Annotated in this window: 20 protein-coding genes and 1 pseudogene; 11 read left to right on the forward strand and 10 right to left on the reverse strand. The window is 71.9% G+C overall.

Features of this window, described 5'->3' with window-relative positions; genetic code table 11:
* Nucleotides 1–387: 387 nt before the first annotated feature.
* The 3 genes and pseudogenes from ABT296_RS29160 to ABT296_RS29170 all read left to right on the forward strand — a co-directional run bounded on the left by ABT296_RS29160 (nucleotide 388) and on the right by ABT296_RS29170 (nucleotide 4,299).
* Complete coding sequence (locus tag ABT296_RS29160; RefSeq protein ID WP_351931661.1) at nucleotides 388–1,536, forward strand: serine hydrolase domain-containing protein; 1,149 nt, start codon at nucleotides 388–390, stop codon at nucleotides 1,534–1,536.
* 304 nt (nucleotides 1,537–1,840) lie between these two features.
* A pseudogene (locus tag ABT296_RS29165) lies at nucleotides 1,841–2,395 on the forward strand (transposase family protein).
* Nucleotides 2,396–2,835: 440 nt separating this feature from the next.
* Nucleotides 2,836–4,299, forward strand: coding sequence for a WGR domain-containing protein (locus ABT296_RS29170; protein WP_351931662.1), 1,464 nt, complete (start codon nucleotides 2,836–2,838; stop codon nucleotides 4,297–4,299).
* Here ABT296_RS29170 and ABT296_RS29175 read toward each other — a convergent pair.
* The 7 genes from ABT296_RS29175 to ABT296_RS29205 form a co-directional block, all read right to left on the reverse strand.
* A complete protein-coding gene (locus ABT296_RS29175) occupies nucleotides 4,283–6,280 on the reverse strand; it encodes an acetoacetate--CoA ligase (protein ID WP_351931663.1) in 1,998 nt (665 codons plus the stop codon). The two genes, ABT296_RS29170 and ABT296_RS29175, sit on opposite strands and share 17 nt — an antisense overlap.
* A 51-nt stretch (nucleotides 6,281–6,331) precedes the next feature.
* Nucleotides 6,332–6,916, reverse strand: coding sequence for an RBBP9/YdeN family alpha/beta hydrolase (locus tag ABT296_RS29180; protein WP_351931664.1), 585 nt, complete (start codon nucleotides 6,914–6,916; stop codon nucleotides 6,332–6,334).
* On the reverse strand, nucleotides 6,913–8,964 hold the full coding sequence (locus tag ABT296_RS29185) for an MFS transporter (protein WP_351931665.1): 2,052 nt from the start codon (nucleotides 8,962–8,964) through the stop codon (nucleotides 6,913–6,915). The genes ABT296_RS29180 and ABT296_RS29185 overlap by 4 nt, the downstream gene beginning before the upstream one ends.
* 163 nt (nucleotides 8,965–9,127) lie before the next feature.
* Nucleotides 9,128–10,042, reverse strand: coding sequence for a TauD/TfdA dioxygenase family protein (locus ABT296_RS29190; protein ID WP_351931666.1), 915 nt, complete (start codon nucleotides 10,040–10,042; stop codon nucleotides 9,128–9,130).
* 73 nt (nucleotides 10,043–10,115) lie between these two features.
* On the reverse strand, nucleotides 10,116–11,090 hold the full coding sequence (locus ABT296_RS29195) for a quinone oxidoreductase family protein (RefSeq protein WP_351931667.1): 975 nt from the start codon (nucleotides 11,088–11,090) through the stop codon (nucleotides 10,116–10,118).
* 41 nt (nucleotides 11,091–11,131) lie between these two features.
* The gene (locus tag ABT296_RS29200) at nucleotides 11,132–12,187 is read right to left on the reverse strand and encodes a beta-keto acid cleavage family enzyme (RefSeq protein WP_351931668.1); all 1,056 of its coding nucleotides are present in this window, start codon (nucleotides 12,185–12,187) and stop codon (nucleotides 11,132–11,134) included.
* A gap of 551 nt (nucleotides 12,188–12,738) precedes the next feature.
* Nucleotides 12,739–13,773 (reverse strand): AraC family transcriptional regulator ligand-binding domain-containing protein, encoded by a 1,035-nt coding sequence (locus tag ABT296_RS29205; RefSeq protein WP_351931669.1) that lies wholly within the window; start codon nucleotides 13,771–13,773, stop codon nucleotides 12,739–12,741.
* A gap of 165 nt (nucleotides 13,774–13,938) precedes the next feature.
* On the opposite strand from ABT296_RS29205, the gene ABT296_RS29210 reads away from it, so the two are divergent.
* The 8 genes from ABT296_RS29210 (at nucleotide 13,939) to ABT296_RS29250 (ending at nucleotide 23,135) form a co-directional block, all read left to right on the forward strand.
* Nucleotides 13,939–15,012 (forward strand): TauD/TfdA family dioxygenase, encoded by a 1,074-nt coding sequence (locus tag ABT296_RS29210; RefSeq protein ID WP_351931670.1) that lies wholly within the window; start codon nucleotides 13,939–13,941, stop codon nucleotides 15,010–15,012.
* Between the two features lie 838 nt (nucleotides 15,013–15,850).
* Nucleotides 15,851–17,596 (forward strand): fatty acyl-AMP ligase, encoded by a 1,746-nt coding sequence (locus tag ABT296_RS29215; RefSeq protein WP_351931671.1) that lies wholly within the window; start codon nucleotides 15,851–15,853, stop codon nucleotides 17,594–17,596.
* 106 nt (nucleotides 17,597–17,702) lie between these two features.
* A complete protein-coding gene (locus ABT296_RS29225; RefSeq protein WP_453168646.1) occupies nucleotides 17,703–18,533 on the forward strand; it encodes an AfsR/SARP family transcriptional regulator in 831 nt (276 codons plus the stop codon).
* Nucleotides 18,534–18,540: 7 nt separating this feature from the next.
* Nucleotides 18,541–19,560 carry an acyltransferase domain-containing protein gene (locus tag ABT296_RS29230; RefSeq protein WP_351931672.1) on the forward strand — a complete coding sequence of 340 codons (1,020 nt, stop codon included), beginning with the start codon at nucleotides 18,541–18,543 and terminating at the stop codon, nucleotides 19,558–19,560.
* 422 nt (nucleotides 19,561–19,982) lie between these two features.
* The gene (locus tag ABT296_RS29235; protein WP_351931673.1) at nucleotides 19,983–21,641 is read left to right on the forward strand and encodes an acyl-CoA dehydrogenase family protein; all 1,659 of its coding nucleotides are present in this window, start codon (nucleotides 19,983–19,985) and stop codon (nucleotides 21,639–21,641) included.
* A 17-nt stretch (nucleotides 21,642–21,658) separates the two neighbouring features.
* Nucleotides 21,659–21,961, forward strand: coding sequence for an acyl carrier protein (locus ABT296_RS29240; RefSeq protein ID WP_351931674.1), 303 nt, complete (start codon nucleotides 21,659–21,661; stop codon nucleotides 21,959–21,961).
* Nucleotides 21,961–22,779, forward strand: coding sequence for a 4'-phosphopantetheinyl transferase family protein (locus tag ABT296_RS29245; protein WP_351931675.1), 819 nt, complete (start codon nucleotides 21,961–21,963; stop codon nucleotides 22,777–22,779). The genes ABT296_RS29240 and ABT296_RS29245 overlap by 1 nt, the downstream gene beginning before the upstream one ends.
* A gap of 83 nt (nucleotides 22,780–22,862) precedes the next feature.
* Nucleotides 22,863–23,135 carry an acyl carrier protein gene (locus ABT296_RS29250; protein ID WP_351931676.1) on the forward strand — a complete coding sequence of 91 codons (273 nt, stop codon included), beginning with the start codon at nucleotides 22,863–22,865 and terminating at the stop codon, nucleotides 23,133–23,135.
* Between the two features lie 128 nt (nucleotides 23,136–23,263).
* Here ABT296_RS29250 and ABT296_RS29255 read toward each other — a convergent pair whose 3' ends face one another.
* The 3 genes from ABT296_RS29255 to ABT296_RS29265 all read right to left on the reverse strand — a co-directional run bounded on the left by ABT296_RS29255 (nucleotide 23,264) and on the right by ABT296_RS29265 (nucleotide 25,750).
* A complete protein-coding gene (locus tag ABT296_RS29255) occupies nucleotides 23,264–24,607 on the reverse strand; it encodes an NAD(P)/FAD-dependent oxidoreductase (protein WP_351931677.1) in 1,344 nt (447 codons plus the stop codon).
* A gap of 25 nt (nucleotides 24,608–24,632) precedes the next feature.
* Nucleotides 24,633–24,908, reverse strand: a complete 276-nt coding sequence (locus ABT296_RS29260) for an acyl carrier protein (RefSeq protein ID WP_351931678.1) — start codon at nucleotides 24,906–24,908, stop codon at nucleotides 24,633–24,635.
* Nucleotides 24,909–24,988: 80 nt separating this feature from the next.
* On the reverse strand, nucleotides 24,989–25,750 hold the full coding sequence (locus tag ABT296_RS29265; protein WP_351931679.1) for a thioesterase II family protein: 762 nt from the start codon (nucleotides 25,748–25,750) through the stop codon (nucleotides 24,989–24,991).
* Nucleotides 25,751–25,929: the final 179 nt, after the last annotated feature.

Consider the following 25,929-nt stretch of genomic DNA (forward strand, 5'->3'; position numbering starts at 1 on the left):
GAGATGGGGGGCGGCGAGGTGATCGGAGCGGCGAGGCCCCCGTCGTCCGCTTCCCGCATACCGGACAGGACACTAGCAGGACGCCACTCGGCGTGATGAATTCGCCGGCGGCCACGCGCCGGACGGCTTCCTCCTTGGCCCGCCCTGCGACGAACAGGTAGCCGGCCGATTCCGGCGCTGCTGATCCGCGAGCCTGCGTGCCGAGCGGCCTGTGAAGAACCCATGGGTACGCGGCCCGCTCGCGCCGGCGGCGTCTCCCCGGATGCGACCTTCTACCGGAAGGGCATCCACCAGACAGATGCCCCTTACCTGCGGCGACGCGTGAACCAGCGTGACATTCGTTCCGTTGACTGATCGGACGGTCGTCGTCAGAAGTGGAGAAAAGACATGGTCAATGTCGAAGGAACGAGTACTGACCGGTTCGAACCGGTCCGAGCGGCGCTGGCAGCGCACCTGGAGTCCGGAGAGGAGGTGGGGGCGTCGATCGCCGTCGATGTCGACGGCGTCATGGAAGTCGATCTGTGGGGTGGGCACGCCGATGAAGCGCGGACCGTTCCGTGGCGCCGGGACACATTGGTTAACCTGTGGTCGACCACCAAGACCCTGAGCAGTCTGGCGGCCCTCGTCCTCGTCGACCGGGGGGCACTGGATCTCCACCGCCCGGTCGCGCACTACTGGCCCGAATTCGCTGCTCAGGGCAAGCAGGACATCGAAGTGCGGCATGTCCTGGCACACACCTCGGGGCTCTCCGGCTGGCAGCAGCCCTTCACCATGGACGATCTGTACGACTGGCCGACCGCGAGCGCCCGGCTGGCCGCGCAGGTGCCCTGGTGGGAGCCGGGCAGTGCCTCGGGCTATCACGTCCAGACTCAGGGACAGCTTGTGGGAGAGCTCGTCCGGCGGGTCAGCGGCCGTACCCTGACCGAGTTCGTCGACACGGAGATCGCCAAGCCGTCGCGAGCCGACGTCCAGATCGGTGCGCGGCAGGCCGACTGGTCGCGCATCGCCGAGCTGGTGGCCCCGTCGCAGCTCTCCGGCATACCCGTCGGCCTCGATCCCGAGGGGATCTTCACCAAGACATTGCTCGGAAGTCCCGCCAGGGACGAGCATGTCGACACCCCGCAGTGGCGCCGCGCCGAACTCGGCGCCGTCAACGGACACGGCAACGCACGAGGCATGGCTCGCGCCCTCTCGGCGATCTCACGACGCGGCCAGGTGAACGGCCACCAACTCCTCTCCGAGGAGACGGTGGAGAAGGTCCTCGACGTACAGGCAGACGGGGTCGACCTGTTCCTGGGTGTTCCCGTGCGCTGGGGCATCGGCTTCGCGCTCGCCGATGCGAGGACGATGCCGCACATGCCCACTGGAAGGGTCTGCTTCTGGGTCGGCCGGGGCGGTTCGATCGTCATGATGGACCTGGACCGGCGCGTCACGTTCTCGTACACGATGAACCGGCTGGGCGGCGGAATCCTCGGCTCGGAGCGCACCCATGACTACATCAGGCATGTCTACGAAGTCCTGGACTCCACCGACTGAAGGCCGGCCGCTCCGCCTTGGAGGCCAGGACCGAGAGCTCCGTGGGCGGAGACGCGCTCCACCGGTTCGGCTTGTGCGGCCCGGGTCGGTCCCTTGGCGGGGTGGTCAGGTTCTGGCTCTGGTACGGCCTGCTGCGTGCCCCGCGAGAACGCCGGTCTCGGTGACCACAACGCTGCGTCGGGCCGGCATTCGGCCGGTGTCCGACTCCACCGCCTGCTGATTTCAGGAACTGGAGAGGCGTTGAGTCTGTCCAGGGTCGGCGATCCTCGCTCAGTACGCGGTGTCAAGGCCACCGCGTACTGGTATGACGGCTCTCGCGCTGCACGCCGCGTGTGGGCTTGCGGGCCGGTCCCCGATCGCGTGGGTAAGGATGCTCATCGTCACCCGCGAGAGTGACCGCCGCTGCAAGCTCCTGCCGCACCAACGCCCTCTCGTCGCTCTGGTGTACCTGCGCAAGCACGACACCCTGGCCCAGATGGCAGCCGGACTTCGGCATCTCGGTCGGCACCGCCCACGCCTACACCGCCGCGGTGATCGACCTCCTGGCTGCCCGGGCGCCTGGCCTGCTCAAGGCCGTGCGCGAGCATGAACCGGAGTGCGTCCTGCTCGACGGGACCCTGGCCGAGCGCGACCGCGTGGATGACGGCCGGGCCGACTACTCGCACAAGCACCGCCGCCACGGCGTGAACGCGCAGGTCGTGGCCGACCCGCTCGGGCAGGCGCTGTGGATCTCCCGGCACCCGTTGCACGGGGCATGGCGCGAGTGAAGTCATGGCACAACTTCCGAGGATCCCGGATTGGCCCCAACCGCATGACGTCAATCGCCAAGGCCGTCCTCACTCTGGAGAGGCAACGCTGAAAACGCTCCCTGTGTCAGCGGAACCGGATCAGTGGGGAAGGGCCTTGATCGCTTCTGACTCCTGTCGTGGTGCCCACCGTGCCAAGCTGATTCGGTCACCCCTTGCTACGGCTGCGCAGATGCGCGAGATCGCTCAGGGGCAGGCTGCGCTGCTCCTGAGCGGCGATGCCGGTATTCCCGCAGAGATCGCGGAATGGCCGTGTGATGTGAAGAGCCCGTTCTGACCAGGGCCGGCTCGGAACCCTGTCCACCGTGTGGGCCGGCTTCGCCCTCACCACCGGGGGTCTGATCCTGTACGCCACGACCGTCGCCCGTGTGCGGCAGGCGCCCGTTCCGGTTCGTGCCTGAACAGCCCGCCCGTTGTCAGTGGGGGCCGCTAGCTTTGGCGTCACTGGAGATCGGCCGGGACGGTCGGTCGGGGCTTTGGGGAGGGGTGTGCTGTGTCCGCAGCGCAGGCAGGGCAGTCGGGGGACCGGAACTATCTGGAGCTGTCCCAGGAGGGCGGCGGGGCGCACAAGTTCTACGAGGTGATCGTCGAGGGGACCACCGTCTCCGTCCGGTACGGGCGGATCGGTGTCGACGGGCAGCGGCAGAGCTCCGCCTTCCCGACCGTCGAGAAGGCGCGCGCCGCGGCGGCGAAGAAGGTGGCCGAGAAGGTGCGCAAGGGGTACGCCCCGGCCGTGCAGGGGCAGCGCGCGGCACGGCCCGTCACACGGCGCCAGGTGACGTCCGCCCCGTCCACCGCGCGGGCGACCGCCCCGGTGCTGTGGCGGTTCCGCACCGGCAACTCGGCGTTCGGCATCCATGTCGACGAGGACCGCTGCTGGGTCGGCAACCAGAACGGCGACGTCTACAACCTCAGCCACGACGGCGAGGTGCTGGCCCACTACTCCCTGCCCGACGGGGTGAAGTGCCTGGTCGCGGACGACTTCTGGATCTACGCGGGCTGTGACGACGGCCGGGTCTACGACCTCTCGGCGAAGGTGCCGTTCGCCGCGTACGAGATCGCCGCCGAGGTGGACATCTTCTGGCTCGACATCCACGCCGGCGTGCTCAACGTCTCCGACCGCGACGGCGGGCTGACGGTCATCGACCACGAGGACGAGCTCCAGTGGTCGCGCAACTCCTCCGGGGAGCACGGCTGGATGGTGCGGGCCGACGACCGCGCCGTCTACCACGGGCACAGCGGCGGTGTGACGGCCTACGCGGTCGACGGCGCCCGCCAGCTCTGGCACACCTCGACCAGCGGCAACGTCCTCTTCGGCTGGCAGGAACGGGACGCGGTCTACGCCGGGACCGGGCGGCGGGTCGTGCAGCGGCTCGACAAGTACACCGGCGCGATCGACGCCTCCTACCAGTGCGACGCCGCCGTGTACTCCTGCGCCACCTCCCCCGGCGGGCGGTACGTCTTCGCGGGCGACTCCGCCTCCTCCGTCTACTGCTTCACCGCCGACGGCACCCGGCTGTGGAAGCTCGGCACGGGCGGCGGCTCGGCGCTCTCCATGCAGTACCACGACGAGCGGCTGTACATCGTCTCCACGGACGGCTCGCTCGCCTGCATCGACGCCAGTGAGGCCGCCATCAACGCCGCCCAGTCGGGCACCGTCCCGGTCGCGGCCGACATCAAGCTGGCCGCCGCACTGCCGACCTACGCGCCCCTGACCACCCCGGCCTCGGTCGCCACCGTCAGCGTCGTTCCCGAGGCGGGCGGCGTCGTCGTGGAGTGCTTCGAGCAGGGCGGCCGGGTGCGGGTGCGGGTCCTCTCCGAGGGCTACGAGCCCGGCTGGAACGTGCAGTTCCCGCGGGCGATACGCGAGCCCGGCGCCCGGTACGTGGTCGACTCGCTGCACACCTCCGCGGGCGGCTTCTACCGGGTGCGCGGGGAGATCAGGCGCCTGGTGTGACGGCCGCCCTGCCTCGGGCGAACTCCGCGAACCAGGTCAGCATCCCGGGGTGGGTCACCGCGCCCTCGGCGGCGACCTCCGCCGGCGGGGCGCCCTGGAGGACGCGCTTGACGGGGACTTCCAGCTTCTTGCCGGTGAGGGTGCGCGGCACGGCCGGGACCGGCAGGATCACATCCGGTACGTGACGGGGGGACAGGGCGCTTCGCAGGGCCGCGGTGATCCGGCCGCGCAGGGCCTCGTCGAGCACGGCGCCCTCGGCGGGGACGACGAACAGCGGCATGAAGTAGCCGCCGTCCGGCTGTTCCACGCCCAGGACCAGGCTGTCCGCCACCTCGGGGAGCTGTTCCACCACGGCGTAGATGTCGGCGGAACCCATCCGCACGCCCATCCGGTTGAGGGTGGAGTCGGAACGGCCGGACACGGTCACCGACAGGTCCGGGTCGATCGTGATCCAGTCGCCGTGGCGCCAGATCCCGGGGTAGGTGTCGAAGTAGGCGGCCCGGTAGCGGGTGCGGTCGGGGTCGCCGACGAAGTACAGCGGCATGGACGGCAGCGGCGCCGTCACCACCAGCTCGCCCTGCCGCGAGGTGAGGGCGTTGCCGTCCGGGTCCCAGGACGCCAGCGCCACACCGAGCGCGGGCGCCTGGATCCGGCCGGCGCGGACCGGCAGCAGGGCCGAACCGCCCGCCAGCACCGAGCAGATGTCGGTGCCGCCGCAGATCGACTGGAGCCGTACGCCGTCGGCGAACTCCTCGTGCACCCACCGCCAGGTGCTCGGCGGCAGCGACGACCCCGTCTGGAGGATGCCGCGCAGCCGGCCCAGGTCGTACTCGGCCGTCGGGCGGGTGCCGGACTTCTCCACGGCCGTGAGGTAGGCCGCGCCCACGCCGACCATCGTGGCGCCGGTCCGTTCGGCCGCCCGCCAGGCCCCGTTGACGTCGGGGAACGTGGGACTGCCGTCGTACAGGACGACTGTGCTGCCGTGCAGCAGGCCCGCGACCAGGAAGTTCCAGACCATCCAGCTCGTGGAGGTCAGGAAGAGGTAGCGGTCGTCGGGGCGCAGGTCGGCGCCGAGTCCGAGGGCCTTGAGGAGTTCGGTCACGATGCCGCCGTGGCCCTGCACGATCCCCTTCGGCACGCCCGTGGTGCCCGACGACCACAGGATCCACAGCGGGTGGTCGAAGGGCACGTCGGCGAAGTCCAGGGGCGCCTCGGCAGACGGCAGTCGAGACCAGGTGTGCTGCGTGAGGTCCTCGCGCGCCGACCAGGGTTGGGCCGTTGGCGGGAAGAGGTGGTCGACGGCGAGGACGTGGCGGAGGGTCGGCAGTCCCTCGGCGAGTTCGGCGACCGTCGCACGGCGGTCGTGGGTGCGGCCGCCGTGGCGGTAGCCGTCCGCCGCGACCAGGACGACCGGCTCCGCCTGCCGGAGCCGGGCCAGCACGCTGGGCGTGCCGAAGTCCGGGGAGCACACGGTCCATACGGCGCCGACGGCGGCCGTGGCCAGCAGGGCCACCACCGTCTCGGGGAGGTTGGGGAGGTATCCGGCGACGCGGTCGCCGGGACCGACGCCCATCCGGCGCAGCGCGGCGGCGACGTCCGTGACCCGGCGGCGCAGCTCCGGCCACGAGATCTCGGCCGGCTCGCCGCCCTCGGCCACGGCGACCAGTGCCGGGCGGGCGTCGGTCGCCGCGGCCAGGCAGCGCTCGGCGAAGTTCAGCCGGGCGCCGGGGAACCACACGGCCCCCGGCATCGACGCGTCGGCCAGCACCTCGTCGTACCCGGTGACGGCGTCGAGCCCGTAGAACTCCCAGACCGCCGACCAGAAACCCGGCAGGTCGGTGGCGCTCCACCGCCACAGGGCGGCGTAGTCGGGGAAGCGCAGCCCCCGTTCCTCGTCCAGCCATGCCATGAAGCACGCGACGTTGGAATCCTCCAGCTCGCGGCGGCCAGGGGACCACAGCAGATCGGTGTCGGTGTTCATCGGTGCCTTTCGCGGGGGCCGTGCGGGGGCTGAACGGGGGCCGTACGGGGGTCAGCTCGGTTCGAGGTCCCGGAGGAGGTCCGCGGCCCGGGGCCACGGGCCGTGACCGGAGGCGGGGTTGAGGTGGCCGACCGCGCCGACCTCGACGAGCCGGCACGCCCAGTGCCGGGCCAGCTCGGTCACCCGGTCGAGGGCGGCCAGGGGGTCGTCGGAGCTGGCGGCGACGATGCCGGGGAAGGGCAGGACGGCGCGGGGCACCGGGGTCCAGCCGTGCTCGTCGAGCAGTTCGGGGGTGGGGTAGCCCTCCGGCAGCGGCACCTCGAAGTCCGGCGGGGTCACCAGCAGCGCTCCGCGTACGTCGGCGCGGTGCTCCTGGGACCAGTGGACGACGGTGATCACGCCGGCGCTGTGGGCGACCAGGACGACGGGGCCGTCGATCTTCTCGATCACCTGAGCGAGCGCGGCGACGCGGGCCTCTCGGCTCAGCCGGTCCTTCGTGAGCGGGGGGACGGTGCGGACGGCACGCCCGGCCTCGGTGAGGTCGGCGGCCAGGAGGGTCTGCCAGTGCTCCTCGACGTGGTCGCGCAGTCCGGGCACGATCACGACCGTCGGTGCGGCGGGAAGGTGACGGCTCATGCGGAGACCTCCGGCTCCTTCGCACCCTTGGGGTGGGGAGGGGTGGATCGGGGCTGGGAGGGGGTGGACTCGGAGTGGGGTGAGGTCGGCTCGGAGTGGGGCGTCGGGGGCTCGGGGTGAGCCGGGTCGGGCTCGGGCGGGGCCGAGGCGGGTTCGGAGTGGGGCGCCGGGGGCTCCGACTGGGCCGAGGCGGCCTCGGACTCGGCCGAGTCGGCCGCAAGTTGGGACGCTGACCGTTCGGGCTGGGCTGCTTCCGGCTCGGGCGGGGCCGCCGCCGCGGGTTCGCGCTCGGTCGGTGCTGACTCGGGCCGGGCCGCCGTGGGTTCGGGCTGGGCTGCTTCCGGCTCGGGCGGGGCCGCCGCCTCGGTTTCGCGCTCGGTCGGTGCTGACTCTGCCTGGGCCCGCGTGAGTTCGGGCTGGGGCGCTTTCAACTCGGGCAGGGACGGCACAGGTCCGACGCGACTTGCTGCCAACTCGGCGCTTGCTGCTGTGGGTTCGGGCTGAACCGAGGTGTGCTGGGGATGGGGCAGCGCTGACTCGGAGTGAGCCGAGGCGGGCTCGGGCTGGGGAGCTGCGGACTTGGAGTGAGCCGAGGCGGGCTCGGGCTCGGGTGCTGCCGACTCGGAGTGAGCCGCGGTGGGCTCGGGGTGGGGCAGTGCTGGCTCGGAGTGAGCCGCTGTGGGTTCGGGGCGGGGCGCTTTCAGATCGTGCAGGGGTGAGGCGGATCCGAGGTGGCTCGCTTCCCATCCCTCGTGCGCTACCGCGGGTTCGGGCTTGGGCGGTCCGGACTGGCTGCGGGCTGAGGCGAGTTCGGTCAGGCGGATCAGGTCCCGGTCGTAGTGGTGGCGGCCGATGAGGAACGCCGCGGTGGCGGCCAGGGCGATCAGGGGGACGAGCCGGAGGGCGCCGAGCAGGCCGAGCCGGTCGGCGAGCGCGCCGGTGACGGCGGGACCGGGGGCCAGACCCAGCAGGCTCTGGGCGAGGGTGAGGGTGGCGAAGGCCGTGGCCGCGATGGCCGCCGGCGTCAGATTGGCCACCATCGCCGCACCAGGCCCCGCCGTACCGGCGCACAGCAGCGCGCCGAGCGCCAGCACCACCAACTGCGCCTGCCCGGCCGGCAGCCGGAACGCGGCCGTCAGCAGGACCAGTGAGCCCAGGCTGCAGCCGATGGCCACGGCCCACTTGCGGATCGGGGCGCGTCTGCTGATCCGGTCCGCGAGGAAGCCCCCGCCGATCATGCCGATCCCGATGACCAGGGCGAACAGTCCCGCGGTCGCGCCCGCCTTGGCGGTGGGCATGTCGTAGTAGCGGTTGAAGTAGCTGGGCAGCCAGGCGATGAGGGAGCCCGCGATGAACAGTTGCAGTCCGCTGCCGACGTAGGCGCTCACGACGGAGACGGAGGAGAGCAGCCGGGGGAGGAGCACCCGCAGGGGTTCCGGCCCGCCGGCGCCGGACGCCTCGTCGGCCGGGCCGCCGCGCGGGGCCAGCCGCTTCTCCGTGACCACGACCGCGTAGACGGCCGCGAGGACCAGCCCGAAGACGCCCATCACGCCGAACGCCCAGCGCCAGCCGTACGCCTCGGCCACGGCGCCGCCGATGGAGATGCCGAGGACCGACCCGAAGGCGCCGCCGGCGATGAAGGCACCCGAGAGCGTCGCCCGCAGGGCCCGCGGGAAGACGCTGAGGACCACGGCGATACCGACACTGCCGTACGCGGCCTCGCCGATGCCGACGAGGAGCCGGCCGACGAACATCTGGCCGTAGCTCGCGGCGACCGCGCAGCCCAGCGTGGCCACGCTCCACAGGGTCGCCGCCAGCACCAGGGACCGCACCCGGCCCCAGCGGTCGGCCAGCAGGGAGAGGGGGAAGGTGAACACGCCGACCATCAGGGCCACGATGCCGCTGAGGGAGCCCAGCCGGGCGTCCGACAGCAACCAGTCGGCCTTCAGCATCGGGAAGACGGCGTTGAGGACCTGCCGGGACATGTAGTCCGACAGCAGGAGACCGAAACTCAGTGCGAAGACGACCCAGGCGTAGCGCCGGGACACGGGCCACCCGGAGGAAGCGGAACCGGAACTGGAACCGGTTCTGCCCGGGGCGGATTCCGCAGTGGTGAGAAACCCCATTGTCATCACCTCGACTGCTCTTGTCGGAATGGAAGGAAGGGGGAAGGCCGGGAAGGGGGGAAGCGGGAGGGGGCGTGAGGGTGGCTCAGAACGGGCGGTCGCCGACGATTCCGGCGCGTTCCATCCGTCGGACGGCGGGCCAGTAGTCCTGGACGGCGTAGTGCTGGGTGGAGCGGTTGTCCCAGATGGCGAAGCTGTTCGGCGTCCAGCGCCAGCGCACCTGGTACTCGGGGACCGCGGCCTGGCTGATCAGGTGGTTGAGCAGCAGGCTCGCGCCGGGGGCGTAGTCCTGCCCGAAGCGCACGTTGGCGGGGGTGTGGTAGTTGACGAAGTGCGTGGTGAACGCGTTGACGAAGAGGATCTGTTCGCCGGTCTCGGGGTGGGTGCGCACCACCGGGTGCTCCGCGTCGGGGAACTGCGCCTTGAGCGCGTGCCGCTTCTCCCGCGGCATGACGGCGCCGAACGTGGCCTCGATGCTGTGCCGGGCCCGCAGGTCCTGGATCTGCGCCCGGAGGTGCTCCGGCAGCCGGCGGTACGCCTCCACCATGTTGACCCAGATCGTGTCGCCGCCCACCGGGGGTGTCTCCACGCAGCGCAGCACGGCGCCCATGGACGGGTTCTCGCGCCAGGTGCCGTCGGTGTGGAGCGCGTTCTCGTAGTGCTCCGCCGGGCTGTCCAGATCCTTGTAGATCCGCACCAGGCCGGGGTGGTCGGGGTCGCTGCCCGCCACCGGGTGGTCCTCCAGCGCCCCGAACCGCTCGGCGAAGGCGACGTGTTCGGCGCGGGTGATGTCCTGGTCCCGCAGGAACAGCACCTTGTGGCGCAGCAGCAGGGTTCTGATCTCGGCGAACAGGTCGTCGTCGCGGGCGGCGTCGGCGAGGCTCACACCGGTGAGTTCGGCGCCGATCGTGCAGGTCAGCGGCTCGACCTTGATCGAGCCGAGGGAGTGGGCGCGCACCGGGGCGGGGGCGCCGCACACCGGGGCGACGGAGAGTTCCATCGTGCTTCCTCCTGGAAATGGGTTCGGCGGCCCGGAGTCGCTCACGGATCGGGGCGCTTCGGGCCCGTGGGGTTCAGAGGACGAAGACGGACGATCCGGTGGTCCGCCCCGACTCCAGCTCGCGGTGGGCCCGTACGGCGTCCGGGAGCGCGTAGCGCTGGTTGATCTCGATGGTGATGCGGCCGGAGGTGACGTGGTCGAACAGCTCGCCCGCCAGCTCCGCCCGTTCCGCCGGATCGGCGATGTAGTCGGCGAGCGCCGGCCGGGTGACGAACAGGGAGCCGCCGACGGCGAGTTGCATGGCGTCGATGGGCGGGACCGGACCGGAGGCCGTGCCGAAGCAGACCAGCAGACCCCGGCGCTTCAGCGAGGCCAGCGAGGCGGCGTAGCTGGTGCGGCCGACGCTGTCGAGGGCGACCGGGACGCCGGCGCCGTCGGTCAGCTCCCGCACCCGCTCGGCCACGTCCTCGCGTCCGTGGTGGATGACGTGGTCGCAGCCGTGGGCGCGGGCGAGTTCGGCCTTCTCCTCGGTGGAGACGGTGCCGATGACCCGCAGCCCGAGCAGCTTGGCCCACTGGCAGACGATGAGGCCGACGCCGCCCGCCGCCGCGGTCAGCAGGATGGTGTCGCCGGCCGCCAGCGGGTGGATCCTGCGCAGCAGGTACGCGGAGGTGAGACCGCGCATGGTCATCGCGGCGGCGGTCTCGAAGCCGATGCCGTCCGGCAGCCGGATCAGGGAGCCGGCCGGCATCACCCGCTCGGTGCTGTACGCGCCGAGCGGGCTGCCCGTGTACGTGACCCGGTCGCCCTCGCCGACGCCGGTGACGCCCTCGCCCACCGCCTCGACCACTCCGGCCGCCTCCACGCCCAGCCCGGCGGGGAGTGCTGCGGGATAGAGGCCGCTGCGGAAGTAGGTGTCGGCGAAGTTGAGTCCGACGGCTTCGTGACGGATCCGTACCTCGCCCGGGCCGGGGTCGCCGACGGCGACCTTCTCCCAGCTCAGGACGTCAGGACCGCCGGTGGCCTGGAAGCGGATGGCGTGCGCCATGGGCGTGCTCCGTGGGATCGGTGGGGAAAAGGGGGCGTTGCTCAGGCGTCGTCGCGGAGCATGAAGCCGCGTCGGCCGGGGCGCCGGTTCGGCACCATGCCCAGGCGGGCCAGGGTCTCGTCGGCGTCGGAGTAGTACTCGCCGAGCTTGTAGATCCTGCGGGCGTCGGCGGCGGTGGCGATGTCGCGGCCGAGCGCCTCGGAGATCTGCACCATCTGCTCGACCTGCGCCACGGAGGTCATGCGCTCGCCCTTGCGCCGCCACAGGTTGTCCTCGTTGCCGACCCGGACGTGGACGCCGAGCGCGATGCCGATCGCGTTCATCGGCGCCACCGCGCGCATGGAGCTCTCGATGGTGAGGACCGCGCCGTCGGGGGTGCGGCGCACGAACTCGATCAGGTCGGCGGGGTGACGGCCCGCGAAACCGCCGCCGATGGCCACGTAGTTGAGGACCAGGGGCCCCGTGTACACGCCGGACCGGATGAGCCGTTCCACGGTCTCCAGCTGGGCGAGCGTGGCGAGTTGGAAGTGCGGCTGGATGCCGCTCGCCCGCAGCCGCTTCAGGTGCTCCAGGTAGAAGTCCGGGCCCGCCTCCACGACCATGTCGCGGTACGCCTTGTAGTACTCGGGCTTCCCGATCGAAGTGCCCTCCAGGTCGTCGTCGTTCATGATCTCGACGATGTTCATCTGGCTGGTGTTGATCGCGATCGTCACCTGGTCCGGCGCCGGGGTGAGGTCGGCCAGCAGGTGGCGGGTGTCGTAGCTGAGCCACTTCGCCTCGCTGCCCTCGTCCTCGGGGGCGAACGAGATCGAGCCGCCGATCTGCAGGACCATGTCCGGTACGGCCTCCCGCAGCCGGGCCAGCAACTCGTTGAACATGGACATCCGCTTGGAGCCCTTGCCGTCCAACTCCCGTACGTGGATGTGGAGCACGGTGGCGCCGGCGTTGTGGCAGTCGACGGCTGCCTGGACGTGCTCGTCCATCGTCAGGGGAAGGTCGTCGGCGTCCCCGGGCAGCCACTCCGGCCCGTACGGGGCGGCCTGGATCACCAGCTTCTCCTGGTTCTCCGGGAAGAGTGAGTCGTCGTGGAAGTGCACGGTCCGTCTCCTTCGTGCGATCGGTGATCGTCCGCCGGGGCGCCGTCGTGTGCGGCGCGAGGAGCGAGAGGCCGGCGGGGATCGTTGCGGGTCACCGGGACAGGGGCGGGGGGCGATATGGCCCCGATACGCTCGGCCGGGCCGGAGGAGAGGTACACAGGGGGAAGTACCGGGCCCTCCTCCGGCGGCCGACCGCTTCACTGCGGTGGTGCCAAGGTAGGGGCGGGCTCCGGCGACCGCTTGACCCTCCGGGACGGATAACTTGCCATTTCGGGACACCCGGAGGGGCGGGGGCGGACGGACGAGCGGTGGGGCCGGGCTGGGCGCGCGGGGCTGGGCGGAGGCGGGCCGGCCGCGCGGGGTGCGTGGCGCCCGCCGGTCTCGGTCCTGGCCGGGTGAGGGTTTCGGCGTCGGCCGGGTGCAGGTCGCGCCGACCGGGTGCGGGGGTCGGTGGTCCTGGCCGGGTGCGGGGTCCAGCCCCTTCAGCCCCGGCGTCCTGCGGGCTTCAGCCCCGGCGTCCCGTGGGCTTCAGTCCCGGCCGGGTGCGGGCTTCAGCCCCGCCCAGGCTCCTGCCCAGGCCCCTGCCGCTCGCCCCGGCCCGCCCGCCACGCCCGCGGGCTGCAACCGAAGCGCTCGCTGAACCAGCGGGAGAAGGCGCTCAGCGACGAGAAGCCCAGCAGCTCGGCGATCTCCGTCAGCGAGCGCCGCGGGTTCGCCACGAACTGCTCCGCCAGCTCCATGCGGGTGGCGTTGAGGAGCGAGGAGAAGGTCTCGTCCGAGGCGGCCAGATGGCGGTGGACCGTGCGCCGGTCGACGCCCAGGCTCCGGGCGACCTGTTCGATCGAGCAGCGCCCGCTCGGCAGCAGCACCTCGATCAGCTCCCGCACCCGGTCCGCGACGGTGGTGTCCGCGGGGACCGCGATGGTCTCGAAGTACTGACGGGCGTAGGCCCGCAGCTGCGGGTCCGCCATGGCGTTGGGCGCGTCGAGGTCGTCGGCGAAGAAGACGAGGCCGTCGAACTCCCGGCCGAACTCCACCTTCGGTCCGAACAGCTGCCGGTGGGCGGTGGTGTCCGCCGGCGTCGGATGCCTGAACCAGACGGAGAGCGGCTGCCACTGTGGGCTGAGGAAACCGTGCAGGATGCGGTGGAAGGCGCCGACGGCCAGTTCGGTCGCCTGCCGGGTGCGGGCCGGCTCGCCGAGCCGCAGGTCGACCTTGAGGGTGGCCAGTCCGTCGGCCTCGGACAGCCGGGCGTGCAGAATCTCGTTGTACATGTGCTGATGGCGGATCAGCAGCCCCACCGCGCTGCGCACGTCGGGCTCCTCGCGGACCACCAGACTCACCGGGCCGAGATTGGAGAAGCGCCGGAACCGCGCCATCCGGACGCCGAAGTCCTCGCGGCCCGAGTCCGCCGCCGACAGCTCCAGCAGCCGGACCGCCGCCGCGCCGGAGATCCACCGGTCCTGGACCGCCAGGGCCGCGGTGTCCAGGCCCACACGCTTCATCAGGGTCTGCGGGTCGATGCCGAGCGAGCGGCACAGCTCGACGTAGCCGCTGAGGGCCGCCGTGCGGACCAGGGGTTTCATGGGCGCGCTCCAGGACGTACGGGGGTGTCCCGAAATGAAAAGTCCTCTGTCACGTCAGGACAAGCGAAGCGGGGGAGGGCAACCTAGCATGGCGCCGTTCACCCGGCCCGGTCCAGGCACGCACCGCCCCGCGGACCGGGGAGTCGCGAGGGTACGGAGGCGCACATGGCCGGTACGGCGGACACGGAGGAGGCGCTGGGCGCGCCCTGCGCGGGACGCTCGGTGTGGCGCGGCGGGGAGCTGGCGGACCGCCCCGAGCGGTGGACGCTGAGGCTCTCCCCGCCGCAGCTGGCCGAGATCGACGCCGCCGCGCGGGAGGCCCGCCGACGCGACCTCACCCTGCTCAGGCTGACCGCCGCCGACTTCCCGCTGCCCACCCTCGCCCCGGAACTGGACCGGGTCGCCGAGGAACTGGAGTACGGCCGGGGCTTCACACTGGTCCGGGGCGTCCCGGTCGAGCGGCTGGGGGAGCCGGCCGCGAGCACGGTCTTCTGGGGCCTCGGCCGGCATCTGGGGCGGCCGGTCCCGCAGACCGCGTACGGCGACATGCTCGGCCATGTCAGGGACACCGGCCGCGGCCCCGCCGATCCGGCGACCCGTGGCCACCAGACCCGGGACGCGCTGCCCTTCCACACCGACCGGGCCGATCTGCTGGCCCTGCTGTGCCTGCGTCCGCCCCGCAGCGGCGGGCGGGTCTCCCTGGTCAGCGCGGCCGCCGTGCACAACGCGGTGCTGGCGCTCCGGCCCGACCTGGCCGAGCGGCTGTACCGCACGTACCACTTCGACCGCCGTGAGGAGCACGCCCCCGGGGAGCCGCCCTGGACGGCCGCCCCGCTCGTGGTCCGGCGGGGCGAGGCGGTGAGCATGATGTACGACCGCCGCTGCCTGGAATCCGCCCAGCGCTTTCCCCGGGTGCCCCGGCTTCGGCCGGCGGACACCGAGCTGTTCGACCTCGTCGACGAGGTGGCGGCCGCGCCCGGCCTCCGGCTCGACATCGATCTGCGCGCCGGTGACCTGCTGCTGCTCAACACGCACGCGGTGCTGTACGCCCGCGGCGCCTTCGAGGACCACGAGCGGCCCGGGCTCCGGAGCCATCAGCTACGGCTCTGGCTGGCCCGGCCCGACACCGACGGCACACGCGAGGGCGTCACCCCGCACGATGTGATCCGCCCCCGCGACACCCGTCCCCGTGACACCCCGGCCCGCTCCGCCGCGGGGCCGCGGAGACGGCGGGGCTGAAGCGGGGGGTGCCGTGGTCCGACCCGCTGCCGGTTGCCGGACCCGAGGGGCGGCCCGATCGCCGGGTGTCGACGAGTGCCGGCGGGGCGGCTCGTTCGGCGGGCGGTGCCGGACGGTGCCGGGCGGGGTGGGACGGCCCCTTGCCGGGTGTCGGACCGGGGGAGCGGCCCGATCGGCGTGCGCGCCGGTTGCCGACGGGGCCGCGTACGGGCCTCATGGCCGGCCCGTTCGCCGGGCACCGTAGGGGCGCCGCCGCCTGCGCCCCCGTCGTCCGGGGCGCGCGAAGTACCCCAACCTCGTCGTCCGCCCGCCCTGCCGGCGGACTAACCCCCGGACGCGGCGTGCGGGGTGGCGACGGCGGTCGCGACGGCGGTGGCGACTTCACCGCGCGCACCGCGGCCGAGGCGCCGCGGAGGTCCTGCGGCGACCCTCGTCCGTGTTCGACCGGACACAAACGGGCCGGTCGGTCGGCCCCGGGCGGGTGCTCGCTGAAGGGGAACTCGGTCGGATCTCGGAGCCGACCGGCCCCGCGCTGGAGATCCAAGACGGTCTCGATCGTGGTCGAGTCGTGATTTTCGAAAATCAGTGCCGATCCGGACTCACCGACTCCGAGCGATACTTGCCAAGTTCAGCGCGGGTGCGGTGGCTCATCGCGGACAGGAACCGACCGGATCGATTCCTCAACACGTCATGAATTACCCGTACCGCGACGGCATCGTGCCTCGTTATGATGCGTCTCACGGGCCCGACTCCCTTCTGGGGGTCGAGGTGAGGTCATGCGTTCTTCGAGCATCGGCCGCTAGCTTCACGCCATTGAGTCGAACGGGGGCGGTTCGAAATGGGTGGTTTTCTTGGCGCATTACGACGCCGCCTGGAGGCGGCGGATCCGAGCCGCGAGGCCTTCAGCTTCGTCGGCGCCGAGTCGGCCACGCGCGGGGACGAGAGCCCGGGCCCATCGGCCCGCTCCCTGACCTACGGTGAACTCGACCGGCAGGCACGGCAGTTGGCGGCCTGGGTGCAGTCGCGGGGCGGCGCGGGACAGCGGGTGCTGCTGCCGAGCTGCGAAGGGCCGCTGCAGATCGCCGCGTTGCTCGGCTGTCTCTATGCCGGGGCCACCGCGGTGCCCTGTCCGTCGCCGCTGGACGGCGGGCGCAACGCGCGCCGGCTGACCGCCGTCGCCAAGGACGCCGACGTGGCGCTCGCGCTCGCCGACTCCGCGGTGGCGGCCGAACTGTCCCGGCTCTTCGCGGGCAGCGACCTGGTCTGCCTCGCGGCGGACCGGGCGGCCCTGCCCGACCCGGAGGACTGGCGGCCCACGGTGGCGGCCGACGACGACCTCGCGCTCATCCAGTACACGTCCGGCTCGGTGACCCAGGTGAAGGGGGTCCTGATCAGCCAGCGCAATCTGCTGGCCGGCCAGGAGGCCATCGCCAGGGCGCTGGGCAGCGACGAGCACGCCGTGATCGGCGGCTGGCTGCCGGCGTACCACGACATGGGCCTGGTGGGGCAGTTGCTCCATCCGCTCCATGTCGGGGCGCGCGGGGTGCTGATGCCCGCCGCCACCTTCGCCGCCCGGCCGCTGAGCTGGCTGCGGATGATCGAGGCGTACGGCGTCACCCTGTCCGGCGGCCCGGACTACGCGTACGACATGTGCGTACGGGCGGCGACGGACGACGAGGTCGACCGGCTCGATCTGACCTCCTGGCGGGTCGCCGTCAACGGGGCCGAGCCGGTGCGGGAGGCCACCATGACGGCCTTCGCCAAGCGCTTCGCCCCGGCCGGGTTCCGGCCCGAGGCGTTCTACCCGGCGTACGGGCTCGCCGAGGCGACCCTGCTGGTGACGGGCGGCTCACCGGAACGGGCGCCGGTGGAGCGGGAGGCGGACTGTGCCGCGCTGGCCGCCGGCCGGATGACGGAGCCGACGGGCGGCGCCCTCAGCCGGACCCTGGTCGGCGTCGGCCGGCCGCACGGGGTGGAGCTGCGGATCGTCGACCCGGAGACCCGGCAGGTGCTGGAGCCGGGGCGGGTGGGCGAGATATGGATCCGGGGCGAGAGCGTCGCCACCGGCTACTGGCGGCGCCGCACCGAGACCGAGGAGTCGTTCGGAGCGGTCACCTCCGCCCATGATGGATCGTTTTTGCGAAGCGGCGACCTGGGCGCCGTCGACGAACACGGCGAACTGTTCGTGATCGGACGGCTCAAGGAAGGCGTCGTCGTCAACGGGGTGGATGTCGCGCCGGAGGACATCGAGACCTCGGTCCAGGGCCTGAACCCCACGTTCGGGGTGACCGCGGCCATCACCACGGGGCCGGAACGCGATCGGCTCATCGTGATCCAGGAAGTGCGCGAGAACGGCCTGCTCGACGGTGAACTGCCGTCGCTCGTCGAGGCCGTACGGACCCATCTGGACGGGGAGTTCGGAATCCCCGACGCCGAGATCCTGCTCGTCCGGCAGGGCGTGGTACGGCGCACCACCAGCGGCAAGCTTCAGCGTTCGGCCATGCGCGGACTGCTGCGCAGCGGCGGTATCCGGCCGCTGTTTCCTCAAGTCCCGGCGTTCCAGGCCGACTTGAGTCCGCATTGAGCGACCTTCCGGAAGCTCGACGGACCCTGAGCCACCATCACATCACAGAGCGCAATCAGCGCTGCGGACGTTCAGCAGCGGAGTGCAGGCAACAGAGAGGATGCCGATGGACATCGAAGTGCTCGGCGCGTGCAGAGTGATGCAGACCGGCAAGTCTGTGGTGCCTTCCGCGGTCAAGCCACGCAAGGTGCTCGCAGTACTGGCCCTCAACCCGGACCGTCCCGTCTCCGTAGGGATGCTGGTGGAGGAGGTCTGGGGCGAGACCCCACCACCCAGCGTCGCAACTACCTTGCAGACGTACATTCTTCAACTTCGCAACCTTATCACCTCCGCCATCGGAGGCCCATCTCCTGATATGCCTCTGGGCGCGAAAAGTGTGCTCGTGACCCAGCCCGGCGGCTATCTGCTGGACACCCAGGGCGGTTCCGTCGACGTCCGGGAGTACGAGCGGCTCTCCGGCGGCGGTCATCGGGCCCTGGAGAAGGGGGACTACGAGGCGGCGGCGGACCTGTTCCGCAAGGCCCTGTCGATGTGGCGCGGCCCCGCGCTCGCCGACGTGGAGTGCGGACGGGTGCTGGACGTCGAGGTGACCCGCCTGGAGGAGTCCCGGATGGGCATACTGTGCCGCCGGATCGAGGCGGACCTGCTCCTCGGACGCCACCACGAGATCATCGGGGAGCTGTTCGGGCTCGCCGCCCGGCACCCGCTGCACGAGGGCATCCACCTGCAGTTGATGCTCGCGCTGTACCGGGCCGGCCGGCGCACCACGGCCCTGGAGGTCTACCAGCGGCTGCGGGACGTGCTCGCCGGGGAGCTCGGGCTCGATCCGAGCTACGAACTGCAGTCGCTCCAGGGGGCGTTGCTGGACTCCTCCTCCGAACTCCGGCTGGACCAGCCGCTCTCGCTCTTCCGGGTGCGGGCGCCGGGCCGGTACTGACGTCCCGGTGCCCGCGGTGGCGCTGCTCCTGCCCGGTGCGGGAGCCCAGTACCCGGCCATGGGCCATGGCCTGTACCGGTACGAGCCCGCCTTCACCACGGCCATGGACGCTGTTCTTGAGCTGATGGGCGAGGACGGGGAACGGCTGTACCGGCTGTGGTCCTCCGGTGCGCGGCTGCGCACCGTGGCCGAGGTGCATCCGCTGCTGTTCGCGGTCTGCCACGCGCTCAGCGAGACGGTGCGGGACCGAGGACTGCGCCCCGGCGCGGTCCTCGGCCAGAGCGTCGGTGAGATGGTCGCCGCCGTTCAGGCCGGGGTGCTTCCGCTGGCGGACGCGGTACGGCTGGTCGCCCTGCAGTCGCGGGCGCTGGCCGCTGCGCCCGCCGGAGGGGCCCTCGCGGTCGCCGCGCCGGCGCCCGCGGTCACGTCCTGTCTGCGGGGCGGGGCGGCCGTCGCGGCGGCCAACGGGCCGGGGCAGACGATCGTCTCCGGTTCGGAGTTCGCCCTCGCGGCTACTCGGCGGGCGCTGGAGGGGGCCGGGTTGACCTGGATGCGGGTGCAGGTGCCGGCCGGGTTGCACGGGCCGCTGGTCGGGGAGGCGTGCCGGGGGACGCTGGCGGACTTCCGGGAGTCCGTGTTCTCCCTTCCTCATACGCCGCTGCTGTCCGGTTGTGCGGGCGGGCGGCCCGAGCCGGAGCGGGCCGTGGATCCCGAGTTCTGGGCTCTGCTGCCTTCGCGGCCGGTGCTGTTGGATGCGGCCGTTGGGCAACTTGCCACGGTGGGCGTTCTGTTGTGTGCCGAGGTCGGGCCCGGGCATGGGCTTGCCGTGCAGGCCCGGCGGCATGGGCATCGGGCGGTTTCCCTGTTGGACGGCTGTGTTGGTGCGCCTCGGGAGGAACGGGAGCGGGTGCGGCGGGGTCTGGATCGGCTGGTGTTGGGTGATCCCGAGGAGCAGCGGGGTGAGTGTGCGCCCGGTGCGACGGTGGCTCGGCTGCGGCCGCGGCCGCGGGGCGGAGGGCCGGGGTAGGTCTTTCCGCGGGGGCGTGTGGGGGTGGGGGTGGCTTGCCGCCGGTGGGCGGGTGCCGCTGCGCCCACCCGTGCCGCCCCAGCGGCACGACTGCCCGCAGCTGGGTGGGTGGGTTCCGTGCGACTGCCCGCGGCTGGGTGGGTGGGTTCCGTGCGGCTGCCCGCAGCTGTGTGGAGTGGTCTGTCCAGCCGTACGGCTGGGCGTGGCTATGGGAGTTGAAGGGTGCCCTCGTGCGCGCGGCAGGCCCCGAAGATGCCGGGGTTGACGGGGTGTCGATATGTGCGCGACAGGGTGTGGTTGGGGGGTCCACCAGGGCTTGAGCGGGGCGGCGGAGTCTGGGGTCGTTCTTGTGCGGGCGGGCGCGGCGCACGGGGCGGATCGGACCTACGGACCGCGAGGAGTGACACCCGGTGGAGCGAGCTGTGCGAGCGACCACGGCCGAGGGGCGGATCCGGAGCCGTACGGACGAACTGGAACGGGCGCTGGCCCCGTTCGGCGGCCGGGCGTTCCGGCCGGACGACCGGGCCCGTGCCGAACTCGCCCTGGACGACGCGGGGTTCGGCGCGGAGTTCGTGCCCGCCGAACTCGGCGGACGGCTCGAACGGATCGACGGGCTCGGCCGCGTCGTACGGCCCGCGTGCCGACGGGACCTCTCGCTGGGGTTCGGGTACGGGCTCAACTGCTACTTCGCCGCCACCCCCGTGTGGACCGCCGGGGACTTCGCGCAGCGCGAGTGGACCGCCGCCCTGCTGATGGGCGGCGGGCGCATCGCCGTCGCCCGGCCCGCCGTCTCGCACGCCAACGACTTCGTGCGCGACGAGTTCGTGCTGCGCCGCGACGGGGGCCGCCGACGGCTCGACGGCGCCAAGACCGCCGTGTGCAACTACGCACGCGCGCGCGGGCTCACCGTCGTCGCGGGCACCGAGGACGGCAGCCACGAGGTGCTGCTCGTCGACCGCGAGATCCTGCCCGCGGACACGCTGCGCACCCTGCACCGGTACCGCACCGTCGGCCTCGACGGCTGCGAGTTCGGCGGCCTGGAGTTCGCCGGCTGCCCGGTGCCCGAGGAGGCCGTGGTGGGCGAGCCCGGCCAGGGCATGAACCTGGTCGTACGCTGCTCCGTCGTCACCCGCGCCCTGCTGCCCTCCGTGATGGTCGCGGCCGGCGACACCGTCCTGCGCACCGCCGTACGGTTCGCCGTGGACCACCGCGCCGAGGACCCCTACGGCCCGCTCAGGTCGCCGTACGGGCGGGAGGTGCTGACCGGCGCGCTGCTGGACCTGCTGATCGGCGACAGCATCACGCTGGCCGCCGCCCGCGGCATCCACCTCCTGCCCGACCGGGTCAGTGCCTGCGCAGCGGCCGCCGCCTACACCGTGCCCAAGCTGCTCCAGGACTCCGCGCACGACCTGTCGACCGTGCTCGGCGAGGCGTACTTCGACACCAAGGGTCGCTACGGCGCCTTCGGCCGGATGGTGCGCGACCTGCCCCTCCTGGGCCAGGGCCACGCCGGTACCGCCGCCCGCCAGGCCATGCTCCTCGCCCAACTCCCGCACCTGGCCCGGAACTCCTGGCTGAACGACGAGGAACCGCCCGCCGCGCTGCTGCGCCCCTGGGAGGACCTCCCGTCCGCCGACCTAGCCGCGCTGGCCCCCGCCGGCGCCTCGGACCCCGTCGTGCCGGTGCTTTCGGCCTGCGACGGCGCCGACGGCGAGCTGGGCGCGCTCGTCACCGCCTTCCTCGGCGAACTGCGCGAACTGCGCGACCGGTTCGCCCGGATCACCCCCGGCGACGGCCTGTCCTCCCCGGACACCCTCGCCCTCACCGACCGCTACGCCCTGGTCTGTGCCGCGGCCGCGAGCCTCGGCGTCTGGCGCGAGCACCGGGCCGAACGGCCCGGCAGCTTCCTCGCCGACCCCGCCTGGATCACCGGCGCCCTGCACCGGCTGGGCGTCCTGCTCGGGCTCGACGTACCGAAGGCTCCGTCGGAGTCGGTCGAGCGGCTGCTGTTCGAGACGGTCATGGACCGCTACGAGCGACGGCGTTCCTACGACCTGTACGAGACCTCTCTCGAATCCTGACCGGAAGGAAGCGGCCCATGAGCCACGGTGCGCACGCCGAGCGGACACCTGCCGACGACGGGTCCGGCGATCTGATCCCCGCGGTGGTCCAGGCGGTGCGACGGGTCATCGACGACCCGGTGGCCGAGGTGGGCACGGACTCGCTGCTCAGGGAGGACCTGGGGTTCGACTCCGTCCTCATCATGCAGCTGAAGTACCGCGTGGAGCAGGCCGTGCCGGAGCTGGGCGAACTCTCCTTACCCGACATGGTCGACAGCATGACCTCCGTCGGTTCCCTGGTCGCCTACCTGCGCGCCCGCCTGGTGAAGGCGGCTGTCTGATGGCCGCTCCCGCCGCCGGCGCCCCCGTGCCGGTGACCGGTCCCCACGGACAGTGGGACGCGGTGCTGGAACCGCTCGCCGCACGCGGCACCGTCGTGACCTACGGCAGGGTCACCGACTGGCTCCCCGAGGACACTGGAGAAAGGGTTCTGCGCCCCTTGCTCGGCCCCCGTGACTGGGACCGGTTCCAACGGCTGACCCACCGCCGGGTGCGGGAGGGCTTCCTCGCCTCCCGGCTGCTGCTCAAGCACACCGCGGCCCGGGTGCTCTCCAGCCGTCCCGAGGCCGTCGACCTCGCCTACAAACCGGGCGGGCGGCCCTATCTGCGCGGCTGCGACCAGATCGACATCAGCCTCAGCCACACCGAGGAGGTCATGGTCGTCGGCGTCACCCGGCGCGGGCTGCTCGGGGTGGACGTGGAGCGCGCCGAGCGCCCCATGGTCGGCACCGGTGTCGAGTTCCAGGCCTGCACCCCGCACGAACGCGCCCTGCTGGAGTCGCTCCCCGAGACCACCCGCAACAGCGCCCTGGTCCGGCTCTGGACGCTCAAGGAGGCGTACAGCAAGGCCATCGGCCAGGGACTGCGCTTTAGGTTCACCGAGTTCGGGTTCACCCTGGACGACGCGCGCATCCGGCTCCAGCGGCCGGACGGCTCCCCGGGCACCGGTCCGGAGTGGAGCTTCGCCACCTACGCCCTGGAGTCCGACTACGTGGTCAGCGCCGCCCTGCGCGACGAGGGCTTCGGCGCCGCCGCCGACACGGCCGCCGACACCGTACTGGACCAGAGCCTGCTGGGCGTGCTGCTCGGCCGGCTCTGAACCGCCGCACCCTTCCCGTACCACCCGACCCCGGCATCCCGCCGGGGTCCGCACCGTCACCCATCCCTCAGGAGGCATCCGCCATGGCCCTGTCCGACTCCCGCGACGGCTTCACCCTCGCCGACCTGCTCCGGCTGCTCAGCGAGAGCGCCGGCGTCCCCGAGGGCATCGACCTCGACGCCGACGACGTCGTCGACACGCCCTTCTACCGGCTCGGCTACGACTCGCTCGCGCTGCTCCAGGTCACCGGACGGCTCAAGCGCGAGTACGGGCTGATGCTGCCCGACACGATCGTCGCCGACGCCCCGACCCCGCGCGCCCTGCTCACCGTCATCGCGCACGCGCGTGCCGCCTGACACCCCGCGCGGCGGGCGCCGAAAACAGTGCCGGCCGCGCACATTCCCGGATCTCTCCGGAGAATGTGCGCGGCCGGCGTCTGCGCTCCAGCCCTGCCGCTCTCCCGGCTGGGGGAGGGCCGGGACCGTCAGAAGCTGGGCGCGGCGGTGGGCGACCTCAGCTGACCCAGGTACGGGTGCCACAGGTGGGTCGGGTCGTTCTCCACGGCCTCGATGATCTCCCACATCGCGGAGAGCGCCTTCGGCTCCTGGTCGTCGTAGACGTCGCCCTGGAGCATCTTGAGGATGTCCAGCCGGTAGCGGTCGTCCTGGACGAAGGCCGTGAACAGGATGTTGAGGCGGTAGTACGCCTCGATGAAGCGGTGCCAGTAGCCGACCGCCTTGCGGAGCTTGTTCTCGTAGGCGGCGAAGCGCTCGTGCTTGAAGTCGCCGGCCTCGGCGGCGGCGATGATGTCCTTCGCCGCGAGCCGGGCGCTGTTGAGCGCCACGGAGACACCCGAGGAGAAGATCGGGTCCACGAAGCGGGCGGCGTCACCGATGAGGACGTAGTTGTCACCGGCGATCTGCTTCATGCCGTAGCTGTAGTCCCCCTCCGTCTTCATCGGCTTGACCTGCTCGCAGTTCTTCAGCACGTCGAGCAGCTCGGGGCGGGACGCCACGGTCTCCCAGAAGTACTTCTCGCGGTCGCCGCCGTACTCCTGGAACCGCTTCTTCTGGCTGACGACACCGATCGAGGTGATGGTGTCGGTGATCGGGATCTGCCACACCCAGGTGTCGAGCAGGGGCAGGAAGTGGATGAAGATGTAGTCGGCCTGGTCCTTGTTGACGGCGAGGGCCTTGCGGTCCAGACCGTCGAACCACGTGTGCACGGCGTACTGGTTGAAGACCGGGTCCGGGATCTTGGACTTGAGCTGGGTGCCCAGCCGGGTCTGCCGGCCACTGGCGTCGACGACCATCTTCACCGGGATCTGCGTCGACGAGGAGCCGACCTTCACCTCCACGACGGGCAGTTCGCCGTCGAAGTCGACCTTGCCGACCCGGACGCCCTGGAACACCTTGGCGCCCAGCTCCTCCGCGTGCTTGAGGAGGATGTGGTCGAACTTGCTGCGGTCGACGTGGAACGTGTGGTCGCGGTCCACGCCCTCCTGGTCCCGCTCGCTGAACAGGACCTCGGCGGCACGGAAGTCGTGGTTCAGGCCGCGGAAGCCGTTGTGGTTGATGTCGCGGTCCTCGGCGGAGGTCCAGGCGGCACCGAACTTCTTCGGGAAGCCCGCGGCCTCGATCTTCTCCATGGCCCCGATCTCCAGGAGCACCGGGGTGGTGGCCGGGACCAGGGACTCGCCGACGTGCTCACGGGGAAAGTTCTCCGCCTCGAACACGGCCACGGACAGCCCTGCCTTGGCCAGGTACGAGGCCACGGTCGATCCCGCGGGGCCGCCGCCGATGACTGCGACGTCGAATTGTGCGTCCACGATGCTCTCTCTTCCTTCGGTCGGTTCAGGCAGCGGGCTGCGGGGCCAGGGAGTAGACCATGTCCGTGATCGCCGCCAGGTTCGCGAAGTGCCGGCCGGTGATGTGGGTCGGGGGCACGACGACCCCCAGCTCGGTGCGGATGAACGAGAGCAGCAGGGAGGTGTTCATGGAGGTCAGGACGCTCCACTCCAGCAGCGGGGTGTCGTCCGTGAGCTCCGAGACCTCGCTCTCGCCGAGGAACTGCTGCTCGATGTACTCGCCGATCCTGCGACGGATCTCTTCATGCGACAGCGCCGCCACTGGGGCCTCCTGTTGGTCTCTGACTTGAGCGTGCGGGAAGAGCCGTACAGCCCGAGATGCTGGGTGCTGTCGGTTGAGGTTCACTCGGCAACCGCTCGGGAGGCCGCGCCGGCGGCCGCCGCCACCGGCACCGGCGCCCCCGCCGACCTGGTCAGACGCGCCCTCAGCGCGGACCTGAACTCCGGTTGCTGGAGGAAGAAATGGCCGCCGGGCACCAGGGTGAGGTCGAAGACACCGGTGGTGATCCGCGACCAGGCCGCCATCGAGGAGGCGTCGGTCAGCACGTCCTCCCGCCCGGCGAACGCGGCCACCGGCACCGCCAGCCGCGGGCCCGGGACGTGTGTGTACGTCTCCACCACCCCGAGGTCGGCGCGGATGGCGGGCAGATAGCAGCGCAGCAGGTCCGGCTCGGCCAGCAGCGCCTCGGGCAGACCCCCGATCCGCTGGAGCCCCCGGACGAACCCGTCGTCGGGCAGATGGTGGAAGGGGCGGTGCGACAGCGGCTCCGTCGGCCCGTTGCGGCCGGAGACCAGCAACAGCTCGGGCGGAGTGCCCAGTCGGGTCAGCACCCGGGCCGCCTCGTAGCCGAGCAGCGAGCCGAAGCTGTGCCCGTACAGCGCGTACGGCTCGTGCCGGCGCTCGCCGATCAGCCGTACCGCCTCCTCGGTCAGCGCCCCGAGCCGGTGCAGCAGGGGTTCTCGTAACCGGGTTCCGTGGCCGGGCATTTCCAGCGGCACGACGGTGACACGGCCGGGCAGGTCGGCGGCGAGCTGCCGGTAGGGGTACGCGCTGCCGCCCGCGTGGGCGAGGCAGAACAGCGTCAGGGGGGCTTCGGTCGTCAAGGGAGGTCCTTCCGCACTTGGGTTCCGCACTGGGACTGCGTACTCGGATCGCGTACTCGGATTCCGTACTCGGATCGCCCACGGGCATCGCGTACTCGGATCGCGCGCCGGGAGGGCGTCGCTCGACCGGGATCGGAACAGGGGGCGCTCGAGTCACCGTCGACAGCGGTGTGGGAGGG

Source organism: Streptomyces sp. NPDC000983, from assembly GCF_040299205.1.
Classification (GTDB): Bacteria; Actinomycetota; Actinomycetes; order Streptomycetales; family Streptomycetaceae; genus Streptomyces.